Source organism: Azonexus sp. MM2026_4 (genome assembly GCF_055901855.1).
This window is the reverse complement of sequence record NZ_CM148380.1, coordinates 2,642,112-2,664,949: the sequence shown is the minus strand read 5'-3', so window position 1 is coordinate 2,664,949 and position 22,838 is coordinate 2,642,112. Positions and strand designations below refer to the sequence as shown.

The 22,838-nt window shown below is 69.8% G+C and carries 25 protein-coding genes; 6 read left to right on the top strand and 19 right to left on the bottom strand.

The window, feature by feature from the left end; all coding sequences use genetic code 11:
- Positions 1-23: 23 nt before the first annotated feature.
- From AC0KWY_RS12525 to AC0KWY_RS12455, 15 genes are all read right to left on the bottom strand, one after another.
- The gene (locus AC0KWY_RS12525) at positions 24-1,433 is read right to left on the bottom strand and encodes a cryptochrome/photolyase family protein (protein WP_474025828.1); all 1,410 of its coding nucleotides are present in this window, start codon (positions 1,431-1,433) and stop codon (positions 24-26) included.
- Between the two features lie 81 nt (positions 1,434-1,514).
- Positions 1,515-3,587 (bottom strand): esterase-like activity of phytase family protein, encoded by a 2,073-nt coding sequence (locus AC0KWY_RS12520; protein ID WP_474025827.1) that lies wholly within the window; start codon positions 3,585-3,587, stop codon positions 1,515-1,517.
- 67 nt (positions 3,588-3,654) lie between these two features.
- Positions 3,655-5,880 (bottom strand): PhoX family protein, encoded by a 2,226-nt coding sequence (locus AC0KWY_RS12515; RefSeq protein ID WP_474025826.1) that lies wholly within the window; start codon positions 5,878-5,880, stop codon positions 3,655-3,657.
- An 81-nt stretch (positions 5,881-5,961) separates the two neighbouring features.
- On the bottom strand, positions 5,962-6,675 hold the full coding sequence (locus AC0KWY_RS12510) for a hypothetical protein (RefSeq protein ID WP_474025825.1): 714 nt from the start codon (positions 6,673-6,675) through the stop codon (positions 5,962-5,964).
- Positions 6,672-7,175, bottom strand: a complete 504-nt coding sequence (gene gspM, locus AC0KWY_RS12505; RefSeq protein ID WP_474025824.1) for a type II secretion system protein GspM — start codon at positions 7,173-7,175, stop codon at positions 6,672-6,674. Before gspM ends, AC0KWY_RS12510 begins: the two co-directional genes overlap by 4 nt.
- Positions 7,172-8,326 carry a type II secretion system protein GspL gene (gene gspL, locus AC0KWY_RS12500; protein WP_474025823.1) on the bottom strand — a complete coding sequence of 385 codons (1,155 nt, stop codon included), beginning with the start codon at positions 8,324-8,326 and terminating at the stop codon, positions 7,172-7,174. The genes gspM and gspL overlap by 4 nt, the downstream gene beginning before the upstream one ends.
- Complete coding sequence (gspK, locus tag AC0KWY_RS12495; RefSeq protein WP_474025822.1) at positions 8,323-9,219, bottom strand: type II secretion system minor pseudopilin GspK; 897 nt, start codon at positions 9,217-9,219, stop codon at positions 8,323-8,325. The genes gspL and gspK overlap by 4 nt, the downstream gene beginning before the upstream one ends.
- A complete protein-coding gene (locus AC0KWY_RS12490; RefSeq protein WP_474025821.1) occupies positions 9,200-9,757 on the bottom strand; it encodes a type II secretion system protein GspJ in 558 nt (185 codons plus the stop codon). Before AC0KWY_RS12490 ends, gspK begins: the two co-directional genes overlap by 20 nt.
- Positions 9,757-10,128, bottom strand: coding sequence for a type II secretion system minor pseudopilin GspI (gene gspI / locus AC0KWY_RS12485; RefSeq protein ID WP_474025820.1), 372 nt, complete (start codon positions 10,126-10,128; stop codon positions 9,757-9,759). The genes AC0KWY_RS12490 and gspI overlap by 1 nt, the downstream gene beginning before the upstream one ends.
- Positions 10,125-10,646 carry a type II secretion system protein gene (locus AC0KWY_RS12480; RefSeq protein ID WP_474025819.1) on the bottom strand — a complete coding sequence of 174 codons (522 nt, stop codon included), beginning with the start codon at positions 10,644-10,646 and terminating at the stop codon, positions 10,125-10,127. Before AC0KWY_RS12480 ends, gspI begins: the two co-directional genes overlap by 4 nt.
- Positions 10,570-11,004 carry a type II secretion system major pseudopilin GspG gene (gene gspG, locus AC0KWY_RS12475; RefSeq protein WP_474025818.1) on the bottom strand — a complete coding sequence of 145 codons (435 nt, stop codon included), beginning with the start codon at positions 11,002-11,004 and terminating at the stop codon, positions 10,570-10,572. Before gspG ends, AC0KWY_RS12480 begins: the two co-directional genes overlap by 77 nt.
- 5 nt (positions 11,005-11,009) lie before the next feature.
- On the bottom strand, positions 11,010-12,209 hold the full coding sequence (gene gspF, locus AC0KWY_RS12470) for a type II secretion system inner membrane protein GspF (RefSeq protein ID WP_474025817.1): 1,200 nt from the start codon (positions 12,207-12,209) through the stop codon (positions 11,010-11,012).
- A 12-nt stretch (positions 12,210-12,221) separates the two neighbouring features.
- Positions 12,222-13,691 (bottom strand): type II secretion system ATPase GspE, encoded by a 1,470-nt coding sequence (gene gspE, locus AC0KWY_RS12465; protein ID WP_474025816.1) that lies wholly within the window; start codon positions 13,689-13,691, stop codon positions 12,222-12,224.
- Entirely contained in the window at positions 13,688-15,718 is a 2,031-nt protein-coding gene (gene gspD / locus AC0KWY_RS12460; protein WP_474025815.1) for a type II secretion system secretin GspD, read from the bottom strand. The genes gspE and gspD overlap by 4 nt, the downstream gene beginning before the upstream one ends.
- The gene (locus tag AC0KWY_RS12455; protein ID WP_474025814.1) at positions 15,711-16,196 is read right to left on the bottom strand and encodes a type II secretion system protein N; all 486 of its coding nucleotides are present in this window, start codon (positions 16,194-16,196) and stop codon (positions 15,711-15,713) included. The genes gspD and AC0KWY_RS12455 overlap by 8 nt, the downstream gene beginning before the upstream one ends.
- 109 nt (positions 16,197-16,305) lie before the next feature.
- Here AC0KWY_RS12455 and AC0KWY_RS12450 point away from each other — a divergent pair, with 109 nt between their 5' ends.
- The 6 genes from AC0KWY_RS12450 (at position 16,306) to AC0KWY_RS12425 (ending at position 20,458) form a co-directional block, all read left to right on the top strand.
- Complete coding sequence (locus AC0KWY_RS12450; RefSeq protein ID WP_474025813.1) at positions 16,306-16,866, top strand: YqgE/AlgH family protein; 561 nt, start codon at positions 16,306-16,308, stop codon at positions 16,864-16,866.
- 1 nt (position 16,867) lies between these two features.
- Entirely contained in the window at positions 16,868-17,293 is a 426-nt protein-coding gene (gene ruvX, locus AC0KWY_RS12445; RefSeq protein WP_474025812.1) for a Holliday junction resolvase RuvX, read from the top strand.
- On the top strand, positions 17,280-17,786 hold the full coding sequence (gene pyrR, locus AC0KWY_RS12440) for a bifunctional pyr operon transcriptional regulator/uracil phosphoribosyltransferase PyrR (RefSeq protein WP_474025811.1): 507 nt from the start codon (positions 17,280-17,282) through the stop codon (positions 17,784-17,786). Before ruvX ends, pyrR begins: the two co-directional genes overlap by 14 nt.
- The gene (locus tag AC0KWY_RS12435; RefSeq protein WP_474025810.1) at positions 17,779-18,738 is read left to right on the top strand and encodes an aspartate carbamoyltransferase catalytic subunit; all 960 of its coding nucleotides are present in this window, start codon (positions 17,779-17,781) and stop codon (positions 18,736-18,738) included. Before pyrR ends, AC0KWY_RS12435 begins: the two co-directional genes overlap by 8 nt.
- Positions 18,739-18,805: 67 nt before the next feature.
- Positions 18,806-20,050 carry a dihydroorotase gene (locus tag AC0KWY_RS12430; RefSeq protein ID WP_474025809.1) on the top strand — a complete coding sequence of 415 codons (1,245 nt, stop codon included), beginning with the start codon at positions 18,806-18,808 and terminating at the stop codon, positions 20,048-20,050.
- A 141-nt stretch (positions 20,051-20,191) separates the two neighbouring features.
- Positions 20,192-20,458: a ComEA family DNA-binding protein gene (locus AC0KWY_RS12425; protein ID WP_474025808.1), complete on the top strand. Its 267-nt coding sequence runs from the start codon at positions 20,192-20,194 to the stop codon at positions 20,456-20,458.
- A 33-nt stretch (positions 20,459-20,491) separates the two neighbouring features.
- On the opposite strand, the gene AC0KWY_RS12420 is transcribed toward AC0KWY_RS12425, so the two are convergent.
- From AC0KWY_RS12420 to AC0KWY_RS12405, 4 genes are read right to left on the bottom strand one after another with little or no spacing between them, the layout of a single operon-like run.
- Positions 20,492-20,782 carry a DUF167 domain-containing protein gene (locus tag AC0KWY_RS12420; protein ID WP_474025807.1) on the bottom strand — a complete coding sequence of 97 codons (291 nt, stop codon included), beginning with the start codon at positions 20,780-20,782 and terminating at the stop codon, positions 20,492-20,494.
- Entirely contained in the window at positions 20,782-21,315 is a 534-nt protein-coding gene (locus tag AC0KWY_RS12415) for a YggT family protein (RefSeq protein ID WP_474025806.1), read from the bottom strand. The genes AC0KWY_RS12420 and AC0KWY_RS12415 overlap by 1 nt, the downstream gene beginning before the upstream one ends.
- On the bottom strand, positions 21,315-22,127 hold the full coding sequence (proC, locus tag AC0KWY_RS12410; protein WP_474025805.1) for a pyrroline-5-carboxylate reductase: 813 nt from the start codon (positions 22,125-22,127) through the stop codon (positions 21,315-21,317). Before proC ends, AC0KWY_RS12415 begins: the two co-directional genes overlap by 1 nt.
- Entirely contained in the window at positions 22,124-22,813 is a 690-nt protein-coding gene (locus tag AC0KWY_RS12405; protein ID WP_474025804.1) for a YggS family pyridoxal phosphate-dependent enzyme, read from the bottom strand. The genes proC and AC0KWY_RS12405 overlap by 4 nt, the downstream gene beginning before the upstream one ends.
- Positions 22,814-22,838: the final 25 nt, after the last annotated feature.

Here is a 22,838-nt window from a genome sequence, read left to right as displayed (position 1 = left end):
GCGTCTCCCGCGATCGACCGTGTTCAATCCGCCTTCTTCACCACCGCATAGCGCGCCAGCGTTTGCTCGCGTGCTGCCGCGTGGTCGACGATCGGCGCCGGATAGTCGCGGCCGATGACGACGCCGAGCGCTTCCTGCGCCAGCCGGCCCATGGTCCACGGCGCGTGGATGAACTTGTCGGGCACCCGCGCCAGTTCCGGGACGTAGTGGCGGATGAATTTGCCCTCGGGGTCGAATTTCTCCGACTGCGTCACCGGGTTGAAGATGCGGAACCAAGGCTGCGCATCGCAGCCGCTCGACGCCGCCCACTGCCAGCCGCCGTTGTTGGCGGCGAGGTCGAAGTCGTTGAGGCGCTCGGCGAAGTAGCGTTCGCCAAGCCGCCAGTCGAGGCCGAGGTCCTTGCACAGGAAGGAAGCGACGACCATGCGCAGGCGGTTGTGCATCCAGCCGCTGTGGTTCAACTGGCGCATCGCCGCGTCCACCAGCGGGTAGCCGGTGCGCCCCTGCTGCCAGGCGGCCAGGCCTTCCGGCCAGTCGGCCCAGCGGATGGCGTCGTATCCCGGCTTGAAGGCGCGGTCGACGACATGCGGGAAGCGGTCGAGGATCATGAAGTAGAAATCGCGCCAGATCAGCTCGTTGAGCCAGGCCTCGGCCTTTTCCGCAAGCGCGGCGCTGACCAGTTCGCGAATCGAAATGGTGCCGAAGCGCAGGTGCACCGACAGGTAGCTGACGCCTTTCTCCGCTGGAAAATCGCGCAGCGCGCCGTAGCGGCGGATACGTCCGGCGCGGAATTCGTCCCACAACCGGCGGGCGCCGCTCATCCCGGGAACGATGCCGAGTTGGCCGAGATCGGTCGGCGCGAAGCCGAGTTCGGCCAGCGTCGGCAGGCTGGCCGGCGCTGGCGCGAAACGCCCTTGCGGGGTGAAGGGCGCATGGTCGGCGGCGCTCAGGCGCTTCAGCCAGGCGTTCTTGTACGGCGTGAACACCGTATAAGGACGCCCGGCGCCGGTGAGCAGCTCGTCGCGCTCGAAGATGACCTGGTCCTTGTATAGCTGCAGGCGACCGCCGGCCGCCACCAGTTGCCGGTCGACGGCGGCGTCGCGGGCCAGGGCCGCCGGTTCGTAGTCGCGGTTGGCGTAGACCTCGGCGACGCCGAGTTCGCCGGCGAGCCGGGGAATCTCGTCGACGGCGCGGCCATGGCGGACGATCAGCCCGCCGCCGCGGCAGCGCAGCGCAGCGTCGAGTTGCTGCAGGCTGCCGAGGATGAACTCGACGCGGCGGTCGGTGCGGCTGGGCAGGGCATCGAGGATGTCGCGGTCGAAGACGAAGGCGCAATGCACCGGGCGGCCGCTCGCCAGGGCGGCGGCGAGGGCGGCGTGATCGTGGTCGCGCAGGTCGCGGCGGAACCAGACGAGGGTGGGGGCGTTTTCCATCGGCCGATTATAGAGGCCGGCGGGCATGAAAAAGGCCACCCCGCGCGGGGTGGCCGAAAGTGAGTCGCTCTGGCGGCGGCTTCAGTTGATCGTGTAGCTGTTCAGCAGTTGCGGCAGCTTCAGCAACCACAGCCGGGTCGGCCTTTCGGAAGGCTTGCCGCGGGTGACGCGGGCGCCAGTGGCAGCGTTCGGGCAGTTGCTCAGCGCACCGGTCGAGGCGTCGAGCGTGCAGTCTTCCGGGCTGCCATCGACTTCGTTGCCGGCGGCGTCGACCAGGATCGAGCGCAGGCCGAAGTCGTTGTCGTTGATCAGAGCGACCGTCTGCCCGTCGACCAGGGTCAGCCCCTCGGCCTTCTCGGCCTTCCAGCCGAGTGCGTTGAGATCGACCAGCAGGCGCTTGCGCAGCGGCACGACGCTGGCCCAGCTACGTGTCGTGTCGGTCAGCGTGCTGCCGTCGATGCTGTTCATTTCCAGACCGTAACCGTCGCCCGCGATGTCGGTCGCGTTGGCCGGCAGCTCGACCAGCATCAGGAAGTTGCGGACCACACCGTTGGCGTCGGCGCCCTGTTCGATGACCAGGAAGCGGTTGTTGCCCAGCGCCAGCACGTCGCCCAGCTTGGCGCTGCCGCTCCGGTTCTTGGACCACTTTTCGCCGGCAATCGCGTAATCGAGCGGATAGGCGTAAAGGCGCGAAGTGCCGGTCGCCGGGTCGAAGGCGAGCCAGCGGGCGAAGCGGGCGAAGTCCTTGACCTTGACCTTGTCGCCGGTCTTGCCGTCTTCGTCGAGATCGCTGACGTTGACCGCCTCGATCGACTTGCCCTTGGCGTCGAGCGGGTCGATCGGGCTCTGCAGGAAGCCGTGCAGGATGCCGCCGCTCAGCGTCAGGCCTTCCATGCCGCGGTTGGCGCGACGATGGGCGAGCACCGCCGGCAGGTCGCCGGCGGCGCTGCCCGGCTGGTACTTCTGCAGGATCTTGCCGGTGGCGGCGTCGATCTTGGCGATGAAGGGGCCGTACTCGTCGGAGGTCCAGAAGACGCCGTTGGCGCTGTCGTAGACCAGGCTTTCCGGGTCGAGACCGTTGCTGTCGTAGCCGGCGCGCGCGGCGTCGTAGGTGAAGGCGTCGGTGAGCGGGATTTCGCCCGAATTGCCAACTGCGCCGGCCGGCACCGGGCGGCCGCTGAGCGGCGTGCCGGCGGCGGTCTGCAGCGGCAGCAACTGATCGATGCGGGCGCCGTTGCGGTCGATGACGATGGTGGCGATCGACGGTACGAAGTCGGGCGCCGGAAAGACCTTGCTCGCCTTGCCGTCGGGATTGCTGACCGTGGCCGGCGCGTCGCCGTTGGGGCCGCGGTCGGTGATGCCGTAGAAGCTCAGGGTGCCGTCGCTGGCCTTGCCCTTGAAGGCGAGGCCGGAGCCGGCGGCGGGAAAGAAGCCGTGCGGGAAATCGGCGCGGATGGCGGCGTTGCTGCCCGGGTAGGGGACGTGCAGGGCGTCCGCGGCGGTGATCGTGTACTTGCTGACGGCGATCGTGCCGCCGGCGCTGGCCTGCGTCTGCGACGAGGTCTCGCCCTGGCCGAGCGCGGTCGCCAGGGTGCCTTCGAAGTGCTCGCGGGCGAGCGCTTCGCGCTCGTCGTCCGGGACGCGGGCGGCGTAGGGCTGGCCGAAGGCGTCATTGACGCCAGCCGGCAGCAGGGCTGCCAGCGCGTTCCGGAACTCGCCGGCGGCGAGGTTGAAGTCAATGGTCTTGCCGGCCAGGGCGGCGATCACTGCCGGCGTGATGCGGATGCCGTTGGCCGGGTTGTCGTCGTCGTCGAGGATCTGCAGCAACAGCAGGCGGTTGTAGACGCCCTGGGTGCTCGCGCTCCAGGCGGTGACGCCGGCCAGTTCGAGCGGGGTGACGGTGGCGGCGCAGGCGGCGTTGCCGAGTTCGATGTCGGCCAGCGAGAAGCTGACGGTGTCGCCCTTGCGGCATTCGAAACGGCCGTCGTCGCCAGTCGTGCCGCTCTTGCCGGAACGCGAGGCCTGCCAGTCGATGCCGCTCACCGCGGCGTCGAGGAAGCGGCCGCTGACGGTGCTCGAGCCGCCGTCGCTGCCAAGGCAGCCGGCGAGGCTGAAGAGGAGGGCGCAGGCGAGGGCGATGCGGGTTTTCTTCATCTGGATTCTTCCCTGGTAAAAAAACTGCCCACCGTCGCGGGTGGGCAGTGATGGGTGGCGGAGAGGATCAGGCGCCGACGATGCCGCCGTCGTCCTTGGTGATGACGACGGTCGTCGAGCGCGGCCGGGCATTGCCGCCTTCCGGCCAGTGGCTCTGGAAGTTGGCCGGGGTGGCGATGTCGGCGGCGGTGGTGCGTTCGCCCGGGTGCTGGATGTTGACGAAGATCGTCTTGCCGTCCGGCGTCTCGGTGATGCCGGTGATCTCGCAGCCCTTCGGGCCGACCAGGAAGCGGCGCAGGGTGGCCGCCGTGGCGTCGGTGCCGGCCTGCGTGGTCACCGTCTGATCGGCGTTGCCGTTGCTCGGTACGGCGGTGCTGGTGACGTTGACCGGTCCGCCGTCGCCCTGTTTGCCGGGCAGCGCTGCCAGCATCATGCAGTTGGTGACGTCGGTGTAGGCGCCGTCGTCGGTCTGCAGCCACATCAGGCCGGGAACCGCCTGGCTGAACCAGAGACCGTCCGGGCTCGAAAAGTCGTTGTCGTTGGTGAGGCCGGAGATGTTGATCGAGGCGTTGCCGAACTGGTCGTTCTCGGCGCCGAACAGGTAGACGTCCCAGGCGAAGGTGGTTGCCGCGTGGTCGCCGCCGGTTTCGTGGATGCGCACGATATGGCCGTTGGGATTGCCCTTGCCGCCTTCGCCGTCGTCGTAGTAGCGCGGGTTGGCGGCGTCCAGAGCATAGGACTTGCCGCCGGTGGTCAGGCTGGTCGAGCCGCGCTTGCTGTTGTTGGTCAGCGTGACGTAGATGTCGCCGGTGACCGGATGGACGCCGGTCCATTCCGGGCGGTCCATCGGCGTCGCGCCGACGGCGTCGGCGGCCAGGCGGCAGTTGATGCAGACGTCGGCCTGGTCGGCGAAGCCGTAGGCGGCAGCGGCAATCGCCGCGTTGGTGATGGTGAGTTCGGTCCACGTACCCGAGCCGTCGGCGTTGAAGGTAGCGACGTAGAGCTTGCCGTCGTCCAGGTACTTGTTGCCGGCGGTCAGGCCGCCGTTGGCGTCGGCGGCGTCCCAGTTGGCGTTGGAGACATACTTGTAGATGTATTCGCCCTGGGCGTCGTCGCCCATGTAGTAGACCAGCGGCTTGCCGGCAACCGCCTTGGCCGGCATCGCGCCTTCGTGGCCGAAGCGGCCCATGGCGGTACGCTTGCGCGGCGTCGCGCCGGGGGCGAAGGGATCGATCTCGACCACCCAGCCCATGGTATTGGCGGCGTTGCGGTAATCGTCGGCGGCGCTGGCGCCGGTCGGCGCGATGTTCCAGCGATCGTACTGACCCGTGCCGCTGGTATCGCCACCGGCCGGGTTGGCCCAGCCGTAGCTGCCGTTGCTGGCGCCGCTGCCCAGATAGCGGTTCTGCGCGGCGGCGGCCTTGGCGCTCAAGGTGCTGCTCGCCGGACGCTTGAAGTAGCCGGCCCAGTTTTCCTCGCAGGTCAGGAAGGTGCCCCACGGGGTGACGCCGTTGGCGCAGTTGTTCAACGTGCCGCGGGTGGCGCTGCCGGTGGTCGAGTAATGGGTGACCAGCAGGTCGTCGGCGGCGGCCGGACCGCTGATCGCCATCTCGCTCGCCGCCGTGTAGCGGCGGTTGAAGCCGGAAACCTGGTTGATCGAGAAGTTCGTGCCCTTGACGACTTCGATCACCGAGATGCCGTGCGCGTTGACTTCCTTGTCGATCTGCGCCGGAACGCGGGCGCTGTTGTTGAAGCCGGCACCGACTTCGGCAGCGGTGTGCAGGAAGATCTGCGTGATGTTTTCGTGGTTCATGCACAGCAGGCCACGCGCGTTGTTGCTCAGGTCCTTGGCCAGGCCGGCGGTGTTGAGGCCGAAGTAGGCCATCCCGTCGTGGTGGTCGCCGGCGCGGAACTGGAAGCTGGCGGCGCTGTCGCTGCCGTCGTTGGCGAAAGCGCCAGTGGTCGCGTTGAGCGGATCGCCGAGGCGGTAGAGGGCGCTGAAGCTGTAGCCGGTCGGGATGCGCAGCGCATCGTCGATGCCCTTGGCGACCGCGCTGAAGCCGAGCTTGAAGGCATCGTCGTTTTTGCTGCTGCCGCCGCTGCTCAGGCAGCCGGTCAGGCCGAAACTCATGAAGCTGCTGGCAGCCAGCCCGAAGCCGCCCTTGAGCAGGTTGCGGCGCGACAGGCGGGCGTCGAGGACGCTGGCAAATTCGGTGTTGCCGGAATCGTTGTGGCGAATCTCGTCGCAGCCGTTCGGCGACTCGGGATGGTGCTTGGTCAGGGTTTCGGACATGAGCGTGGTCTCGGAATGGAGTGGGAGGAAAACGCCGCTGATTATCGGTAGCGATGATGACGTGCCGATGACCGGGGTGTTTCAGCGCCAGCGGTAATCGACCGCGTAGCGGCCATCTCCGCCGCCGGCAACGGCCGGCAGCAGGCTCAGGTAAGGGGCGAGCGCGGCGCGGGCAGCACCCTGCAGTTCGACCTTGCCGTGCAGGCGGGCGGGTTCGAGGCGGCCATCGATGCGGATTTCGCCGGGGCGGCCGCCGCTGATCACGGCGCCCGCCGTCTCGCCGTCCCAGCGCCAGTCGAAACGATAGTCGCCGAGCGCTCGTGCGCCGAGCAGGCCGCTGGCTGCGCCTAGCCAGAGAACTTCGCCGCTCGCCCGTGGTGTTCTTGATGTGAGCGCCCACTGCAATTGGGTTGCCCGTATTTGCATGGTGCCCTGCCAGCTGGCGAGCGGCAGCTCGAGCGCCGGCTGGGAGAGCAGCGCGGCGGCGGGGAGAGCGATGCCGTCGAGGTTGACGCGACCGGGCGCCGACCAGACGAGACTGCCCTGCGCCAGCCGGGCGCGCGCGAGCGCGTCGGCGGCCGGCACTTGCCAGGCGACCTGGCCGAGGGCGTACCAGTCCTTGCCGCTGGCGACGTACAACTGACCCTGGCCGCGCCACAGCGTGCCGCTGGTCGCCGCCAGCCGGCACTGGTCGGCGCAGGCGGCGGCGAGCAGGCGGCCGGCGAGGTGGGCCGGCAACTGGGCCAGGATCAGCATCAGGCAGGCCAGCGCCAGCAGCAGGCGGGCGCCGTTCATGACGCCTTGCCGGCGGCCCGGTAGCTGGCCTCGATCTGCAAGGTTTCGCCGCTGCCGGTGATGCGGCAGCTTTCCAGGCGCAGTCGGTGCTCCTGATGCACGGCGGCGGTCCATCGCAGCCAGCCGGCCAGCCCGGCGCTACCACGCAGCGTCAGGCGGCCGTCGTCTTCCCAGTGCGCGGCGATGCCCGGTCCGAGTTCGCCCAGGCGCGTCTGCACGACGCTGCGCAGCGCCGCCGCGTCGACCGGGGCGGCCGGTGTCGCCGCCAGGCGCTGCCAGGCGTTGGCGAGTGCCGTCATCTGCGCCGCCTGCGCGGCGAGTTCCGGTAACTGGCGCAACTGGCGGCGCCGGGCGTCTTCCAGTTGCCACAGCAGTTGCCCGGCAAGCGCCAGGGCAAGGACGCCGGCGGCCAGGCGCAGGATGCCCTGTTCGCGCGGCGAGCGGGCGGCCCAGAAGATGGCGGCGCGGCGCCGCCAGGCGGGGGCGAGATCGGCTTTCATCGGCGTTCTCCGGCACTCAGGGTGAATTCGGACGGCGTTCCGGCCGGCTGGCTCAGCGTCAGGTCGCGCTGGCGGGCGGCGGCGGCAAGGCGTTCGGCGGCAGCGGCGTCGAGGCCGGCGACGCTGACGCGCAGGCGGCCGTCGGCGTAAGCCAGTGCCTGCAGCGGCAGTTGTTCGGGGGGCAGATCGGCGAGCGCATCGGCGAGGACCAGGAAGTCGTCGGCGGCGAGGGCGCCGCTGTTCTGCAAGCGGCTGGCGAGCTGGCGCTGCGCTTGCAGGACGGGATCGACCATTGGCGTTTGCGGCAGGATTTCGTGGAACTGGCGGGCGATCTCGCCGCGCAACTGGCGCGCCTGCCAGGCGTGCCAAGCCCATTGCCCGGCCGCCGTGAGCACGAGCAGCGCGCCGAGGCCGGCGGCGAGGCGCAGCGTAGGCCGCAGGCGGCGCGCCCAGTCTACATGCGGCCGGGGCGGCGCCAGCTCGTCGACCAGGAAGCCGGGGCCATCGGGGATTTGCAGCGCCGGCAAAGGAGCCGTTTGCAGGAGGGGGCTCGCCGCCGCCAGGGCATGCGCGGTGTCGGCGTCGAGCGCGCTGGCGCGGATCGGCGCGGCGGGCGCCAGCAGCGCCAGCCAGTCGGCCAGCGTGGCATCGAGCGGCAGGGCGATGAAGCCGTCGTCCTGGCGCAAGCTCAGTTCGCCGCCGAGCGCTGCCGCCTGATCCGGCGCCAGCGTCAGCGCCAGCGGCCAGGCGGCGGTGGGCGGCCAGCCCAGTTCGCGCAGGCGCTGGCAAAGGGCGGCGAGGCGGGCGCGGCCGACGCTGGCGACGCAGCGCCGACCATCGGCCAGCGGCGTCGGGGCAAGCGCGAACAGGAGGTGCTCGGCCGGTTCGAGCAGGCTGTCTTCCAGGGCGGCGGCGATCACCGCCTGGCGTTCGCCCTGCGGGGGCGGCGGCAGGCGGGCCGGCTGGGCGGCGACCTGGCGGCCGGCGAGCAGCAGGCGGCAATGGTCGCCGTCGCCCGCCGTCGGCCATTGGCCGGGGTCGTCGCAGCCCTGCGCCAGCAGGCGGCCGTCGGTGGCGTGCAGTTGCCAGGGGCAGGCGCGGGTTTCCTGCGGCCAGCCGGAGGGGACGATCAGGGTCAGAATCTGGTTCATAACAGGGTTTGCCAGACGATTTCCGGCAGTTTGCCGTTGGCGTTGCGGCGGACCAGACTGGCGACGCGGCTGCGCGCCCGGTCGCGGTCGACCGCGATTTCGATCAGGAAATGCCGGCTGGCGGCAGCGATCGGCAGCAGGCTGCCGGGCAGGCCGGGGTCGCCTAGGCGGTTGCGGAAGTCGGCGCTGTCGCGGAAGGGCAGGCCGCGCCGGCCGGCGGCGAGGCTGGCGGCGGCGGCCGGCGACAGCCCCGGCTGCAGCGCCGAGAGCACGGCCGGCGACGCCGTGTTGACGTTGACCGGCTGAACACCGGCCAGCACGCAGACATGCTCGGCCAGCCGGGCGCGGGTTGCCGCGTCGTAGCCGGGCAGGCCGGCCAGTTCGCCGAGGCTGGCCAGGGGGCGGCCGGCACCGGTGGCGGCCGGGGCTTCGGTGTCGCGCTCGCCGCTCAGGTGAGCGGCCAGTTCGCCGGCCAGCCGGTCGGGCAGGCCGAGGATGGCGAGCAGGCGGCGGTAGGCGGCAAAGGCCTGGCGGTCGAGGCGGCCGTCCTCGCGGCGCAGGTTGTTGAGGTTGAAGCGGCCCTGCTGGTCGGCGATATGGCCGCCGATCAGAGCGCCTTCGTGGCGCAGCGGCGGCAATTGGCGCGCCCAGTCCTCGTCCAGCGTGTCGATGGCGTTGCCGGCGCCGTCGGCGGCGAGCAGGGCGCGCGCATAGCCGACCGCGTTGCGCGCCAGTTCGGCGGCCTGCGCCTTGTCGCGGGCGCCCGTCACTTCTTCGATCCAGGCGTCGATGCCGGCGAGCAGCGTCGTCATCGTCGCCGCCACCAGGGCGACGACGAGCAGCGCGGCGATCACGGCGGCGCCGCGCTGGCGGTCATTCGGCGGCGGCGACATCGAAGATCCTCTCGATCATTCCGCCTTCGGCGAGCGTCAGGCGCAGGCGCAGGGCGCGCGGCAGCGCCCGCCCGCCGGTCGCTGGCCAGGCGGCGTGCCAGCGCCGTGCGTCGTCGAGCACCGTCAGCTCGCAGCCGGAGACGCCGTCGAGCAGGCGGTGGCGGTGGCCGGCGGCCGGCGCGTCGTAGGCCGGCCAGAGCAGCAGTTCGAGTCCGCCATCCTGGCAGCGATAGGCGAGGCGGCGCAGTTCGCCGCCGGCGACGGCACGGCTCAGGGTCAGTTGCGCCGGCCGCCCGCCCAACTGCCAGGCCGGCAGTTCGCGGCCGTCGGCGTCGCGGCCGGCGACGGCGATCGCCTGCCGGCTGTCGTCGCCGACCCGGGCCAGGGCCAGTGCGATGTCCTGCCAGCGTTCGGCCGTACCGGCGAGATGGGCGGCGTTGGCGGTGGCCGCGGCGACGCCGCGGTAGCCGAGGACGCCGAGCACCGCCAGCAGGCTGACGGCGACGAGGATTTCGATCAGCGTGAAGCCGCGCTGCATCACGGCTGCTCCAGGTAGCCGACGAAGCGGGCGGCGACGCTGTCGGCCGGTGCGCCGGCGCTGCGGACGACGACCTCGACGCGCCGGAACTGCCCCTGGGCGGCCGCCGTCACCTGCATCCGCCAGGCGAAGTCCTGCCCGGCCAGGCGGCTGCTGCCGTCGCTGCTGCCGGGGTCGGGCCAGGCCCGCTCGGCGTGCAGCAGGGCCAGCCGGTTCTCGGCGACCCAGCCGGCGAGCAGGCGTTCGCGCAGCGCGCCGGCGCTCTCGCTGGCGTTGCCGCCGGCGCGCGCCGCGGCCCCCAGGGCAAGGGCGAGGATGGCGAGGGCGACGAGAATCTCGAGCAGGGTGAAGCCGGCCGCCCGGCGCTTCATGGCAGTTGCTCCAGCGTCACCCGGCCGTTCGGCTGACCGGCGATGCGCCAGCGGCGGCCGGCGGCGGCTAGGTTGACGGCGAAGATCGGCGGCACCGCGGCGAAAACGATGGCGGTGCCGGGCGGCCGCCGGACGCCGTCGATTTCCGGCCCGCCAATGCCCAGCCCGGTACTGCCGACGCGCTCGCCGACCGCCTGCCAGCGGCCGTCTTCCTCGACCAGAAGGCGGCCGCCGTCGGCGTTGACCTGCCAGGCCCAGGGCCGGGCCTCGGCGCGTGCGCGGCGGGCGGCGTGCGCCGCCTGCGCGTGCAGGGTCTGCACTGTCGCCAGTTGGGCGGCGCGCGCCGGATCGGGCAGGGTCAGCGCGACGCCGCCGGCCAGGATGGCGACGATGGCCAGCGCGACCAGGATCTCGACCAGCGTGAAGCCGGCCTGCCCGGTCTCACAGCGCCCAGTTGCCGATGTCCGCATCTGCGCCCTCGCCGCCCGCGACACCGTCGGCGCCGAAACTGAAGACATCGATCTCGCCGCGCAGCCCGGGGTTCAGGTACTGGTAGGGCTGGCCCCAGGGGTCGAGCGGCAGGCGCTCGACGTAGCCGCCGGCCTTCCAGTTGTCGGGCAGCGGCTGCTGCGCCGGCTTTTCGACCAGCGCCGACAGCCCCTGTTCGCTGCTCGGGTAGCGGCGGTTGTCGAGGCGATACAGCTTGAGCGCCTGCAGCAGGCCGCCGATGTCCTGGCGGGCGGCGACCAGGCGCGCCTCGTCGGGGCGGCTCATCACCTTGGGCACGACGAGGGCGGCGAGGATGCCGAGGATGACGACGACGACCATGACTTCGATCAGGGTGAAGCCGGTCTGGCGGGCGGGGGTTTTGGGCATGGCGTTCAGTGCAGCAGTTGGTTGATCTCGATGATCGGTTGCAGGATGGCGAGGACGATGACCAGGACGATGCCGCCCATGGCCAGGATGAGCAGCGGTTCGAGCAGCGCGGTGGCGGTGCCGAGGCGGGCGGCGACCTCGTCGCTTTGCTGGCGGGCGGCCTTCTCCAGCATTTCGCCGAGGCGCCCGGACGCTTCGCCGCTGCCGATCATGTGCACCAGCAAGGGCGGAAAACGCCCGGAGCGGGCGAGCGCGCGGTGCAGGCTGGCGCCTTCGCGCACTTCGCCGCTCGCCGTCGCCAGCGCGCGGCGCAGCGGCAGCAGCCAGAGCACGGCACAACCGGCGTCGAGGGCGGCAAGCAGCGGCACGCCGCTGGCCACCAGGATGGCCATGGTCTGCGCCAGGCGGGCGCTGTCCAGTGCCTGCAGCAGGCGGCCGAGGACCGGCAGGCGCAGCAGTTGCAACTGGCGGGCGTGGCGGAAATCCTCGTTGTGCCAGGCGCGGCGGAAGGCCCACAGGCCGCCGCCGAAAACGACGGCGAGCAGCGGCCAGGTGGTGCGCAGGAGATCGCTGACGGCGATCAGCGCCCGCGTCAGGAAGGGCAGCGCGTGCTTGCCGCTGTTGAAGACGGCGACCACCTGCGGCACGACGTAGAGCATCAGGGCGCCGATCACGGCACTGGCGACGATGACCACAAGGACCGGGTAGATGGTCGCCTGCAACACCTTCTGGCGCAGCGCGCCGCTGCTTTCCAGGCTGTCGGCGAGGCGCTGCATGACCTGGTCGAGCTGGCCGCTCTGCTCGCCGGCGGCGACCAGCGCGCAGTAGAGGCGGTTGAAGGTGTGCGGGAAATTCTCCAGCGCCCGGTGCAGCGGATGGCCGGCCTGCAGTTCTTCGCGGATGGCGCCGAGCAGGCTGCGCGTCGGGGCGTCGTCGCTCTGTTCGGCGAGCGCCGCCAGCGCCCGCTCGACCGGGATGCCGGCAGCGAGCAGCGTCGACCACTGGCGGGTGAGCAGCATCAGCGCCGTGTTGCCGAGGCGCGGCAGCTTGCGCTGGGTACCGGCGGCCCGCGCCGCCTGCAGGTCGACGGCGAGCAAGCCTTGCTCGCGCAAGCTGGCGCGCGCCTGGCGGCTGCTCTCGGCGTCGACGGTGCCGCTGCTTTCGCGGCCGTCGAGGGCAATGGCGCGGTAGTGGAAGGCGGGCATGCTCGGCGTCCGTCAAGCGCGCGTCACGCGCAGCAGTTCTTCAAGCGAGGTTTCGCCGCTCTGCAGCCAGCGTTGCCCGTCCTCGTGCAGCAGGCGCAGCAGGCTCGCGCCACGGGCGGGGTCGCGCGCCGCCGCGCGCAGCGCCGCCTCGCCGCTTTGTTGATGGACCAGCGGGCGCAGCGCGTCGTCGATCTCGAGCAGTTCGTAGATGCCGAGCCGCCCGAGGTAACCGGTGTGGCCGCAGTGCGCGCAGCCGACGGCCTGCCAGAGGCGGCCGATCTCGGCCGGCAGGCCGGCGTCGCTGGCCGCTGGGCCGGGTTGCCGGCAATGCGGGCAGAGGCGGCGCACCAGGCGTTGGGCGAGGACGCCGAGCAGCGACGAGGAGAGCAGGAAGGGTTCGATGCCCATGTCGGTCAGCCGGGTGGCGGCGCTCACCGCGTCGTTGGTGTGCAGCGTGGCCAGTACCAGGTGGCCGGTCAGGCTGGCCTGGACGGCAATCTGCGCGGTTTCGGCGTCGCGGATTTCGCCGATCATGACGACGTCCGGGTCCTGGCGCAGGATGGCGCGCAGGGCCTTGGCGAAATCGAGTTCGATGCGCGGATTGACTTGGGTCTGGCCGATCCCCGGCAGGTCGTATTCGACCGGGTCCTCGACCGTCATGATGTTGAGGCGGCGGGCGTCGAGGCGGGACAGCGCGGCGTACAGCGTCGTCGTCTTGCCCGAGCCGGTCGGCCCGGTGACGAGCAGGATGCCGTGCGGCTGGCGGATCAGGCCGTCGACCCGGGCCAGCGTGTCGGCGGCCATGCCCAGGCGGGCGAGGTCGAGACGTTGCGGGTCCTTGTCGAGCAGGCGCAGGACGACGCGTTCGCCGTGGCTGGCGGGCAGCGTCGATACACGCACGTCCATGCCGCGGCCGGCGATGCGCACGCTCAGCCGGCCGTCCTGCGGCAGGCGTTTTTCGGCGATGTCGAGGCCGGCCATGATCTTGATCCGCGACACCATCGCCGCGTGCAGCGCGCGCTTCGGCGCGACGACGTCGTGCAGCACGCCGTCGAGGCGGAAGCGGACGACCGATTGCCGCTCGTAGGCCTCGATGTGGATGTCGGAGGCGTTCTCGCGCGCCGCCTGGGTGAGCAGGGCGTTGATCATGCGGATGATCGGCGCGTCGTGGCGGGCGTCGAGCAGGTCCTCGACTGGCGGCAACTCCTCGACCAGGCGGGCGAGGTCGAGATCCTGGCCGATGTCGCTGGCGACTTCGGCGGCGCTCTGTTCGCCGCCCGCATAGGCGCTGGCGAGGCGGCGCTCGAACTCGTCGGCGGGCAGCGGCAACGGGCGCAGCGGGCGGTCGGCGGTGCGCGCCAGTTCAGCCAGCGCGGCCAGCGGCGAGGCGCCGTCGGCGCGGTAGAAGACGCTGTCCGCCTGCTCGCCGGGCAGGATGCCGGCGGCGCGGGCGAAGGCGTAGGGCAGGCGGGGCAGGCTCATGGCGTCGCCGGGGGCGCGGGCAGCGCCGGCAGCGTCGGCGTCGAACGGTCGCCCCAGGGCGGCGGATTGAGCGTGCGTTGCCGTGCCTGGACGTCGAGCAGTTCGCGGTAGCGGTCTTCGGTCAGTGCTTCGTAGTCGCGCGTGTCGCGGACGATGCTCGGGCGCAGGAAGACCATCAGGTTGGTCTTCTTGCGGCTGCGGTTTTCGTAGCGGAAGAGGTTGCGTAGTACCGGCACGTCGCCGAGGACCGGCACCTTTTCCTCGTCGTTGCCCAGCTTGTCCTCGATCAGTCCACCGAGGACGATCAGCCGGCCGTCGTCGACCAGCACGCTGGATTCCAGCGAGCGCTTGTTGGTGACCGGGCCGGACGCGTTGCTGGCGGTGCCGGTCTGCACCGACGAGGCTTCCTGGTAAATCTGCAGATGGACGACGCCGCCCTCGGTGATCTTCGGCTTGACCTTGAGCGTCAGCCCGACGTCGCGCCGCTCGTAGGTCTGGAACGGCGTCACCGCGTTGCTGCCGCTGGTTGCGCTGTAGGAGCCGGTGATGAAGGGCAGGTTCTGACCGATGACGATCTTCGCCTCTTCGTTGTCCAGCGTCATGATGCTCGGCGTCGACAGGATATTGGCCTGCGCTTCGCTTTCCAGGAAACGGGCGAGCAGGCCGAGGTTGGTGATGGTGCCGAGACCGGGCACGTTGATGGTGCCGTTGACGATGCCGAAGTTGAGGCCGCGCCCGGCATTGGCGACGCTGGTCGCGGCCGAGACGATGTTCTGGCTGCTGTTGCCGAAGTTGGTGCCGCCGATGACGCTGACGCCGTTCTTCGACAGCCCGCTCAGATCCTGCCACTGGATGCCGAACTCGGCGGCGCGCTCGGCCGATAGTTCGACGATCAAGGCCTCGATGTGCACCTGGGCGCGGCGCCGGTCGAGCATGCCGACGACGTTCTGCAGGTTGGCGAAGATGCTGTCGGGGGCGGTGATGAGCAGCGAATTGCTGGCCGCGTCGGCCTGGATCATGCTGCCGGCGAGCAGCCCGTTGCCGTTACTGTTGCCGCTGCTGAAGCTGGTGGTTTCGGCGGCCTTGGCGGTCGAATTGTCGCTGCCGGTCTTGGCTGTGCCCGAACTGGAAAGCGGCGCGCTGGTCGTGGCGTTGCTCGTGCCGCCGCCGTTTTCGCCGCCGAGCAGGGCGCGCAGGGTGTCGGCGATGCGCGTCGCGTCGGCGTGGCGCAGCGGGATGACGCGGATGTTGCCGAGACCGGCCTCCGGCTTGTCCATCGCCACCGCGATGCCGGCGGCGCGCAGCAGCAGCGCCGGGTTGTCGGCGCGCAGGAAGAGGCGGTTGCCGCGCAGGTCGGCGCTGACCGCGAAGGCGCCGTTGCCGCCGCCGCCGAACAGGACCTGCAGGTGGCGGGCCACCTCGAGCGCCGAGACGTGCTGCAGCGTCAGCGCCTGCGGCTCGTCGCCGCGCGGCACGTCGATGGCGGCCAGGATGCGCTCGATGCGGCGCAGGTTGTCGGCCGATTCCGAAATGACCAGCGTGTTGCTGGCGGCATTGGCGGTGATCGACTGGTTGGCGCCGACCAGCGGCTTCAGCGCGTTGACCAGTTGCGGCGCCGATTCGTAGCGCACGGTGAACACCCGGGTGACGATCTCCTCGCCGCTGCCGGCGTTGCCGCGCACCGGGCCGGGCTGGGCGCGCGCGTCGGCCTCGGGCAGGATGCGCGTGACGTTCTTGCCCTCGACGACCGCGAAGCCCTGCAGGCGCAGCGCGGCGACCAGCGTCTGGTAGGCGGTTTCCGGCGCCATCGGCCGGCTCGAGACGATGTTGATGCTGCCCTTGACGCGCGGGTCGATGACGAAATTGCGCCCGGTTACCTGGCCGACCGCCTTCACCGCCGATTCGACGTCGACGCCGACGAAGTTGATGGTCAGCGGTTCCTGCGGCGCGGCGTGGCCGGCCAGCGGCAGGCAGAGGCCGGCCAGCAGCCCGGCAAGGCGGCAGACGTGGCGGAACGGATCAGTCATCGGAATGGGGCGTGGCAGAAAGAGGTGCGGGTTTGGGCAGGCTCAGCCGGCTGTCGCCGGCGGGCCCGGCGAGGGTTACGGCATCGGTTTCGATGGCGCGCAGGCGCAGGCCGTTGCCGACCTCGTCGCCGATGGCGAGCAGGCGCAGGCCGGGCTGGCCTTCGACGCGGATCAGCGCGCGTGCCACGCCGGCGTTGGCGGAGGCGCTGATGCCGGCCAGCGTCAGGTTGAGCGGTGCCGTCGTCGCGCCCGGCGCGCTGCCGGCAAAGGCGAGCCGGCCGGCCAGGCGTTCGGCGAGCGGCAGCGGGCGATGTTCGGCGATGCGCACCGGGGCACTGTCCGGCAGCAGGAAATCGCCGGCCAGCCCGCCGAACAGCCAGCTGGCGGCGAGCGCCACGCACGCCGTCGCCGTCGGCGCGACGAAGCGCTGCAGGGCGGCCGGGGAGGGCAGGTGGCGGGGAAGGGAAAGGCTGGGCATGCCGGAGGTCTGCGAGGCGCTGGGGAGGGCAGATTAATGCAGCGCTGTTACCGTTCCGTGACGGCGATCGCCGCCGAGGCGGCCAGGTTTTCCTTTAAAATTGCCGCCCATGGACAACGTCAACCTGACCGACAACTTCCTGATCGCCATGCCGGCGCTGGAAGACCCCTATTTCTCGAATGCGCTCGTCTATATCTGCGAGCACAACGAGAACGGCGCGCTGGGCATCATCGTCAACCGGCCGATCGACATGAATCTCGCCGCTCTGTTCGAGAAGATCGATATCCAGCTCGAACAGCCGACGCTGGCCGGCCTGCCGGTGTATTTCGGCGGACCGGTGCAGCTCGACCGCGGTTTCGTGCTGCACCGGCCGGTCGGTCACTGGCAGTCGACGCTGGCGATCAACAGCGAGATCGGGCTGACCAGCTCGCGCGACATCCTCGCCGCCGTCGGCAAGGATGGCCTGCCGGCGGAAATCCTGGTGACACTCGGTTATTCCGGCTGGGATGCCGGCCAGCTCGAGGAGGAGCTGGCGCAGAACTCCTGGCTGACGGTGCCGGCGAAGTCGGCGATCCTCTTCGACCTGCCGCCGGAAGAGCGTCTGCCGGCGGCGATGCAGAAACTGGGCGTCAGTTTCTCGCAGCTTTCCGACGTCGCCGGTCACGCCTGACGTGGGAACGGTGCTCGCCTTCGATTTCGGCGAAAAGCGGATCGGCGTCGCCACCGGCGAGACGTTGCTGGCTTCGGCGCATCCGCTGACGGTGATCCATGCCGAATCGAACGACGCGCGCTTTACGGCGATCGGCAAGCTGATCGCCGAATGGCAGCCGGAGCGGCTGGTCGTCGGCCTGCCGACGCACGCCGACGGCACCCCGCACGAAATGACACGGCTGGCGACGAAGTTCGCCGAGCGTCTGCAAAAACGGTTCAATCTGCCGGTTGCCATGGCCGACGAGCGGCTCAGTTCGCTCGACGCCGAGGCGCGCCTGCGCGAGACCGGACGCAATGCCAAGTCGGCGAAACCGCTGCTCGATGCGGTCGCCGCCCAACTGATTCTCCAAACCTGGTTCGAAAGTTCGTCGCATGCTAGCCAATGACCCCCTGCCCGATGCCGAAGCCCAGTGCCGGCAACTGGCCGAACTGATCCGTCCGCTGTTGCCGAAGAATCCCGCGCTGGTCGGCATCTACAGCGGCGGCGCCTGGATCGCCGAGCGCCTGCGCGAATTGCTCGGCCTCACCGAGGAAATCGGCCTGATCGACGTTTCCTTCTACCGCGACGATTTCGCCGAGAAGGGCCTGCATCCGCAAGTCAAGCCGACGCTGATTCCGTTCGAGGTCGAAGGCCGCCACTTGGTCCTGGTCGACGACGTGCTCTATACCGGGCGGACGACGCGGGCGGCGATCAACGAACTGTTCGATTACGGGCGGCCGGCGGCGGTCGATCTCGCCGTCCTCGCCGACCGCGGTGGGCGCGAGCTGCCGGTGGCGGCGACCTGGCGGGTCTGGGATGTCGATCTGGCAGCCGGGCAGAGCCTGGTCCTGGGCCGCGACGAACGCGATCAACTGGCCTGGAGGCTGGAAAATGCATAATCCGCAGCTGAACAAGAACGGCGAACTGATCCATCTGCTGTCCACCGAAGGTCTGCCGCGTTCGATCATGACGCAGATCCTCGATACTGCCGAGTCCTTCATGGAGGTTTCGGCGCGCGAGGTGAAGAAGGTGCCGCTGCTGCGCGGCAAGAGCGTCTTCAACCTGTTCTTCGAGAACTCGACGCGCACCCGCACCACTTTCGAGATTGCCGCCAAGCGCCTGTCCGCCGACGTCATCAACCTCGACATCGGCCGTTCGTCGACGGCCAAGGGCGAGACCCTGCTCGACACCATCGACAACCTGTGCGCGATGGACGCCAACCTGTTCGTCGTCCGCCACGCCTCGTCCGGCGCCCCCTACCTGATCGCCGAGCACCTGCGGCGCATCGGCCGCGACGACATCCACGTCGTCAACGCCGGCGACGGCCGCCATGCGCACCCGACGCAGGGCATGCTCGACATGTACACGATCCGTCACTACAAGAAGGATTTCTCCAACCTGCGCGTCGCCATCGTCGGCGACCTTCTGCACTCGCGCGTCGCCCGCTCCGACATCCACGCGCTGACCACGCTCGGCGTCCCGGAAGTCCGCGCCATCGGTCCGGAAACCCTGCTCCCCAAGCACCTCGACAAGCTCGGCGTGCATGTCTTCCACGACATGGCGGAAGGCCTCAGGGGCTGCGACGTGGTGATCATGCTGCGCCTGCAGAACGAACGCATGAACGGCGCCCTGCTGCCGTCGGCCGGCGAGTATTTCCGTCATTACGGCCTGACGCCGCAGAAGCTGGCGCTGGCCAAGCCGGACGCCATCGTCATGCACCCGGGGCCGATGAACCGCGGCGTCGAGATCCATTCGGCGGTCGCCGACGGGCCACAGGCGGTGATCCTCGACCAGGTCACCTTCGGCATCGCCGTGCGCATGGCGGTGATGAGCATCGTTGCCGGGAACTGAACATGACGACCCCCTCACTCACTTCGTTCCTTGCCTCCCTCGGGGCGGCCCTTCGGGAGTCCTGCGCATGAACATCGAAATCAGCAACGGCCGCGTCATCGATCCGAAATCCGGTGTCGACCGCAGCAACACCTCGCTCTTCATCGTTGACCGCAAGATCGCCGGCATCGGCGAGGCGCCCGCCGGTTTCGTCGTCGAGCGGACGATCGACGCCGCCGGCTGTGTCGTCTGTCCCGGCCTGATCGACCTCGGCGCCCGCCTCAATTCGATCGAGGCGGAACTGGCGGCGGCGGTCGCCGGCGGCGTGACCAGCGTCGTCGTGCCGCCGGACGCCGATCCGCCGCTCGACGAGCCGGAACTCGCCGATCGTCTGGTGCATCGCGCCAAGGAAATCCGCAAGGCGCGCGTTTTCCCGCTCGGCGCGCTGACCCTGGGCCTGAAGGGCGAGCGCCTGTCCGAATTGGTCGGCCTCAAGAAGGCCGGTTGCGTCGCTTTCTCGCAGGCCAAGGTGCCGGTGGTCGACACCGAGGCCCTGCTGCGCGCTCTCGAATACGCGGCCAGCTTCGACTTCCCGGTCTTCCTGCACCCGCAGGACTACTGGCTGTCGCGCAACGGCATCGCCCACGACGGCGAAGTTGCCGCCCGCCTCGGTCTGGCCGGCATCCCGGTCGCCGCCGAGACCATCGCCATCGCCACCATCGTCCAGTTGGTGCGCGATACCGGCTGCCGCGTGCATCTGACCCGGCTGTCGTCGGCGGCCGGCGTCGCGCTGGTCAAGGCGGCGATCGCTGAAGGTCTGCCGGTCAGCTTCGATATCGGCGTCCATCATCTGCTGCTGACCGAGAACGACATCGGCTTCTTCAATGCGCACGCCCGCTTCCTGCCGCCGCTGCGTACCCAGGACGACCGCGCCGCGCTGTCGGCGGCGGCCGCCGCCGGCCTGGCGGCGATCTGTTCCGACCACACGCCGGTCGGCGCCGACGACAAGCTGGTGCCCTTCGGCGAAGCGAAACCCGGCGCCACCGGGCTCGAGGTGCTGCTGCCGCTGACCCTGAAATGGGCCGAGCAGGAAGGCATTGCCCTGCCTGCCGCGCTGGCCCGCATCACCTGCGCGCCGGCGGAGATCCTCGGCCTGGCCGGTGGCACCCTGGCGGTGGGCGCTGCCGCCGACATCTGCATCTTCGATGCCGGGGCGAACTGGACACTGACCCCGGAAGCCCTGAAGAGCCGCGGCAAGAATTCGCCCTGGCTGGGTTACGAGATGAGCGGCAAGGTCCGTCACACGCTGGTTGACGGTCGCCCGGTTTACTGAGTTCCGCTTTCCCCGATGCGGCCCGCGTGGCCGCATTATTTTGTCGACGACGACATTGTCATATTCATCTAGAATAAATTCGCGTGCCGGGTGGGCCGGCGCGAATAATCCTGAAGCATCGTTACTCCGGAGGAAATTCAGATGAAGCGTGTCACCACATTGCTGTTCGGAATGCTGGCCGGTATCGGCGCCGCACTCGCCGCCGTCAACCTGAATACGGCGAGCGTCGGCGAACTCGACGCGGTCAAGGGGATCGGCCCGGGCAAGGCCAAGGCCATCGTCCAGTACCGCGAGAAGAACGGGCCCTTCAAGTCGGTCGACGACCTGAGCCAGGTCAAGGGTTTCGGCCAGAAAAGCGTCGACAAGCTGCGCCCCGAACTGACGGTTGGCAATGCGACGAAGAAGTAGACGGTGCCGGGCGGCTGTTGCCGGCCGCCCGGTTCAGTCGGCGAGCGGAGCGATCTGTGCTTCGCTGCAGCCGGTGATTGCCAGCACCTTGCGCCGCGACGTCTGGCCGCTTTTCAGGTGAACTGCCGAGCGCGGGAGTCCGAGGCGGTCGGCCAGGAACTCGGTCAGCGCGGCATTGGCCTTGCCGTCGACCGGCGGTGCGGCGAGCCGGATCTTCAGCGCGTCGCCATGCCGGCCGGCGCATTCGCTCTTCTTGGCGCCAGGCTGGATGTGCAGGGTGAGGGTGATCGTGCCGTCGGCGGCGACCCGGTACCAGTCGGCCATCAAACGAACATCAGGACGACCTGCAGCAGCAGGATGGCGACCAGCGGCGACAGGTCGATGCCGGAAATCGGTGGCACGAAGCGGCGGATCGGCGCCAGGATCGGCCGCACCAGCTGGTTGACCGTCGGCGCCAGCGGCGAATACGGATTGACCCAGGACAGCACCGCCTGCAGGATCAGCGCGCCGATCAGGATGTAGACGGTGAGCTGGATCAGGCCGCGTACCGCCAGCATCAGGATCATCAGCAGCATGCCGGCTGTGTCGGCGCCGAGCGGCAGCGGCGACAGCGCGAGGAGCAGGCCGGCGAGCATCAACTGCAGCCAGAGGGCGGCGATCAGGCTGGCCCAGTTGACGCCGGCGACGCCGGGAACGATCCGGCGCAACGGCTTGACCGCCCAGTTGGTGAGCTTGATCACGAAGTCGCCGATCTGGCCGGCAAACGAGACGCGCGCCAGCTGCATGATGAAGCGCAGCAGGAAGAGCGTGCAGAAGAAGCCGGCGAGGGCGTTGGCCAGGAACAGGACGGCCTGCATCAGTCGCCCCCGAGCAATTTGCCGAGCTCGCGGCCGCGCGCGTCGGCAGCCAGGCAGCCGGCGACGATGCCGTCCTTGACACCACGCGCCAGCATCACCTGCAACGCGGCTTCGGTGGTGCCGCCCTTCGAGGTGACGCGCTCGCGCAGCAGCGAGGCCGGGTCGTTGGAAGCCGCGGCCAGCGCCGCCGCGCCGCGTACCGTCTCGACGGCGAGCTGGCGTCCCTGTTCGGGACTGAAGCCGAGTTCGCCGGCGGCCTGCTGCAGCGCTTCGATGAACAGGAAGACGTAGGCCGGGCCGCTGCCGGAAATTGCGGTGACGCCGTCCATCTGTGCCTCGTCGTCGATCCAGACGGTACTGCCGACGGCGCGCAGGACGCGGTCGGCGAGCGCCCGGCCGGCGGCGTTGACCGCGGGCAGTGCGCACAGGCCGGTGATGCCGGCGCCGACCAGGGCCGGCGTGTTCGGCATGCAGCGGACGATGCGCCGGTGGTCGCCCAGCCAGCGCGCCAGCGCCGCCATGCCGAGGCCGGCGGCGATGCTGACGACCAATGCGTCGCCGAGACGACCGGCGAGCGGCGCGACGGCTTCCTGCATCTGCTGCGGCTTGACCGCCAGCACCAGCACGTCCGGCGCCGCCGGAGCATCGCCGGCAGCGGCGTGACAATTGACGCCATAGCTTTCGGTGAGGCGCTGGCGCGCCTCGTTGCCGGGATCGATGACATGGATGTCGGCTGCGGCAAAGCCCTGTTTGACCATGCCGCCGATCAGCGCGTTGGCCATGTTGCCGCCGCCGAGGAAGAGGATTTTCATGCGTAGTTTCTTTCACCAAAAATGGCCGTGCCGACGCGCACCAGGGTGGCGCCTTCGGCGATCGCGGCCTCAAGATCGTGGGTCATGCCCATGGACAAGGTGTCGAGTGCCAGGCCTTCGGCACGTAATTGCTCAAGGAGTTCGCGCAACTGGCGGAACGGCAGACGCTGCGTTGCGAAGTCGTCGCTCGGCTCGGGGATTGTCATCAGGCCGCGCAAGCACAGATTGGGCAGGGCGGCGACAGCGTGACAGAGGGCGCTGGCCGTGGCGGGGGCGCAGCCACTCTTGCTGGCTTCGCCGGAGACGTTGACCTGGACGCAGACCTGTAGCGGCGGCAGCGTCGGCGGGCGTTGCGCGGACAGGCGTTCGGCGATCTTCAGGCGATCGATCGAATGGACCCAGTCGAAGTTCTCAGCGACCGGCCGGGTCTTGTTGCCTTGCAAGGGGCCGATGAAATGCCATTCGAGTGCGTGATTGCCGCTCGCCCGGCGTTTTTCGACGCCCTCCTGGACGTAATTTTCACCAAAGGCGGTCTGTCCTTCCGCAAACGCTGCCAGAACGTCGTTCAGCGGCTTGGTCTTGCTCACCGCCAGCAGACGCACGCTGCCGGGGAGGCGCTCCCAGTTGCGCTCGGCAGCGGCGATTCGTATGCGTACAGCTTGCAGGTTGTCGGCGATTGCGCTCATAATCCATTGGCAATTTTTGTCTCCA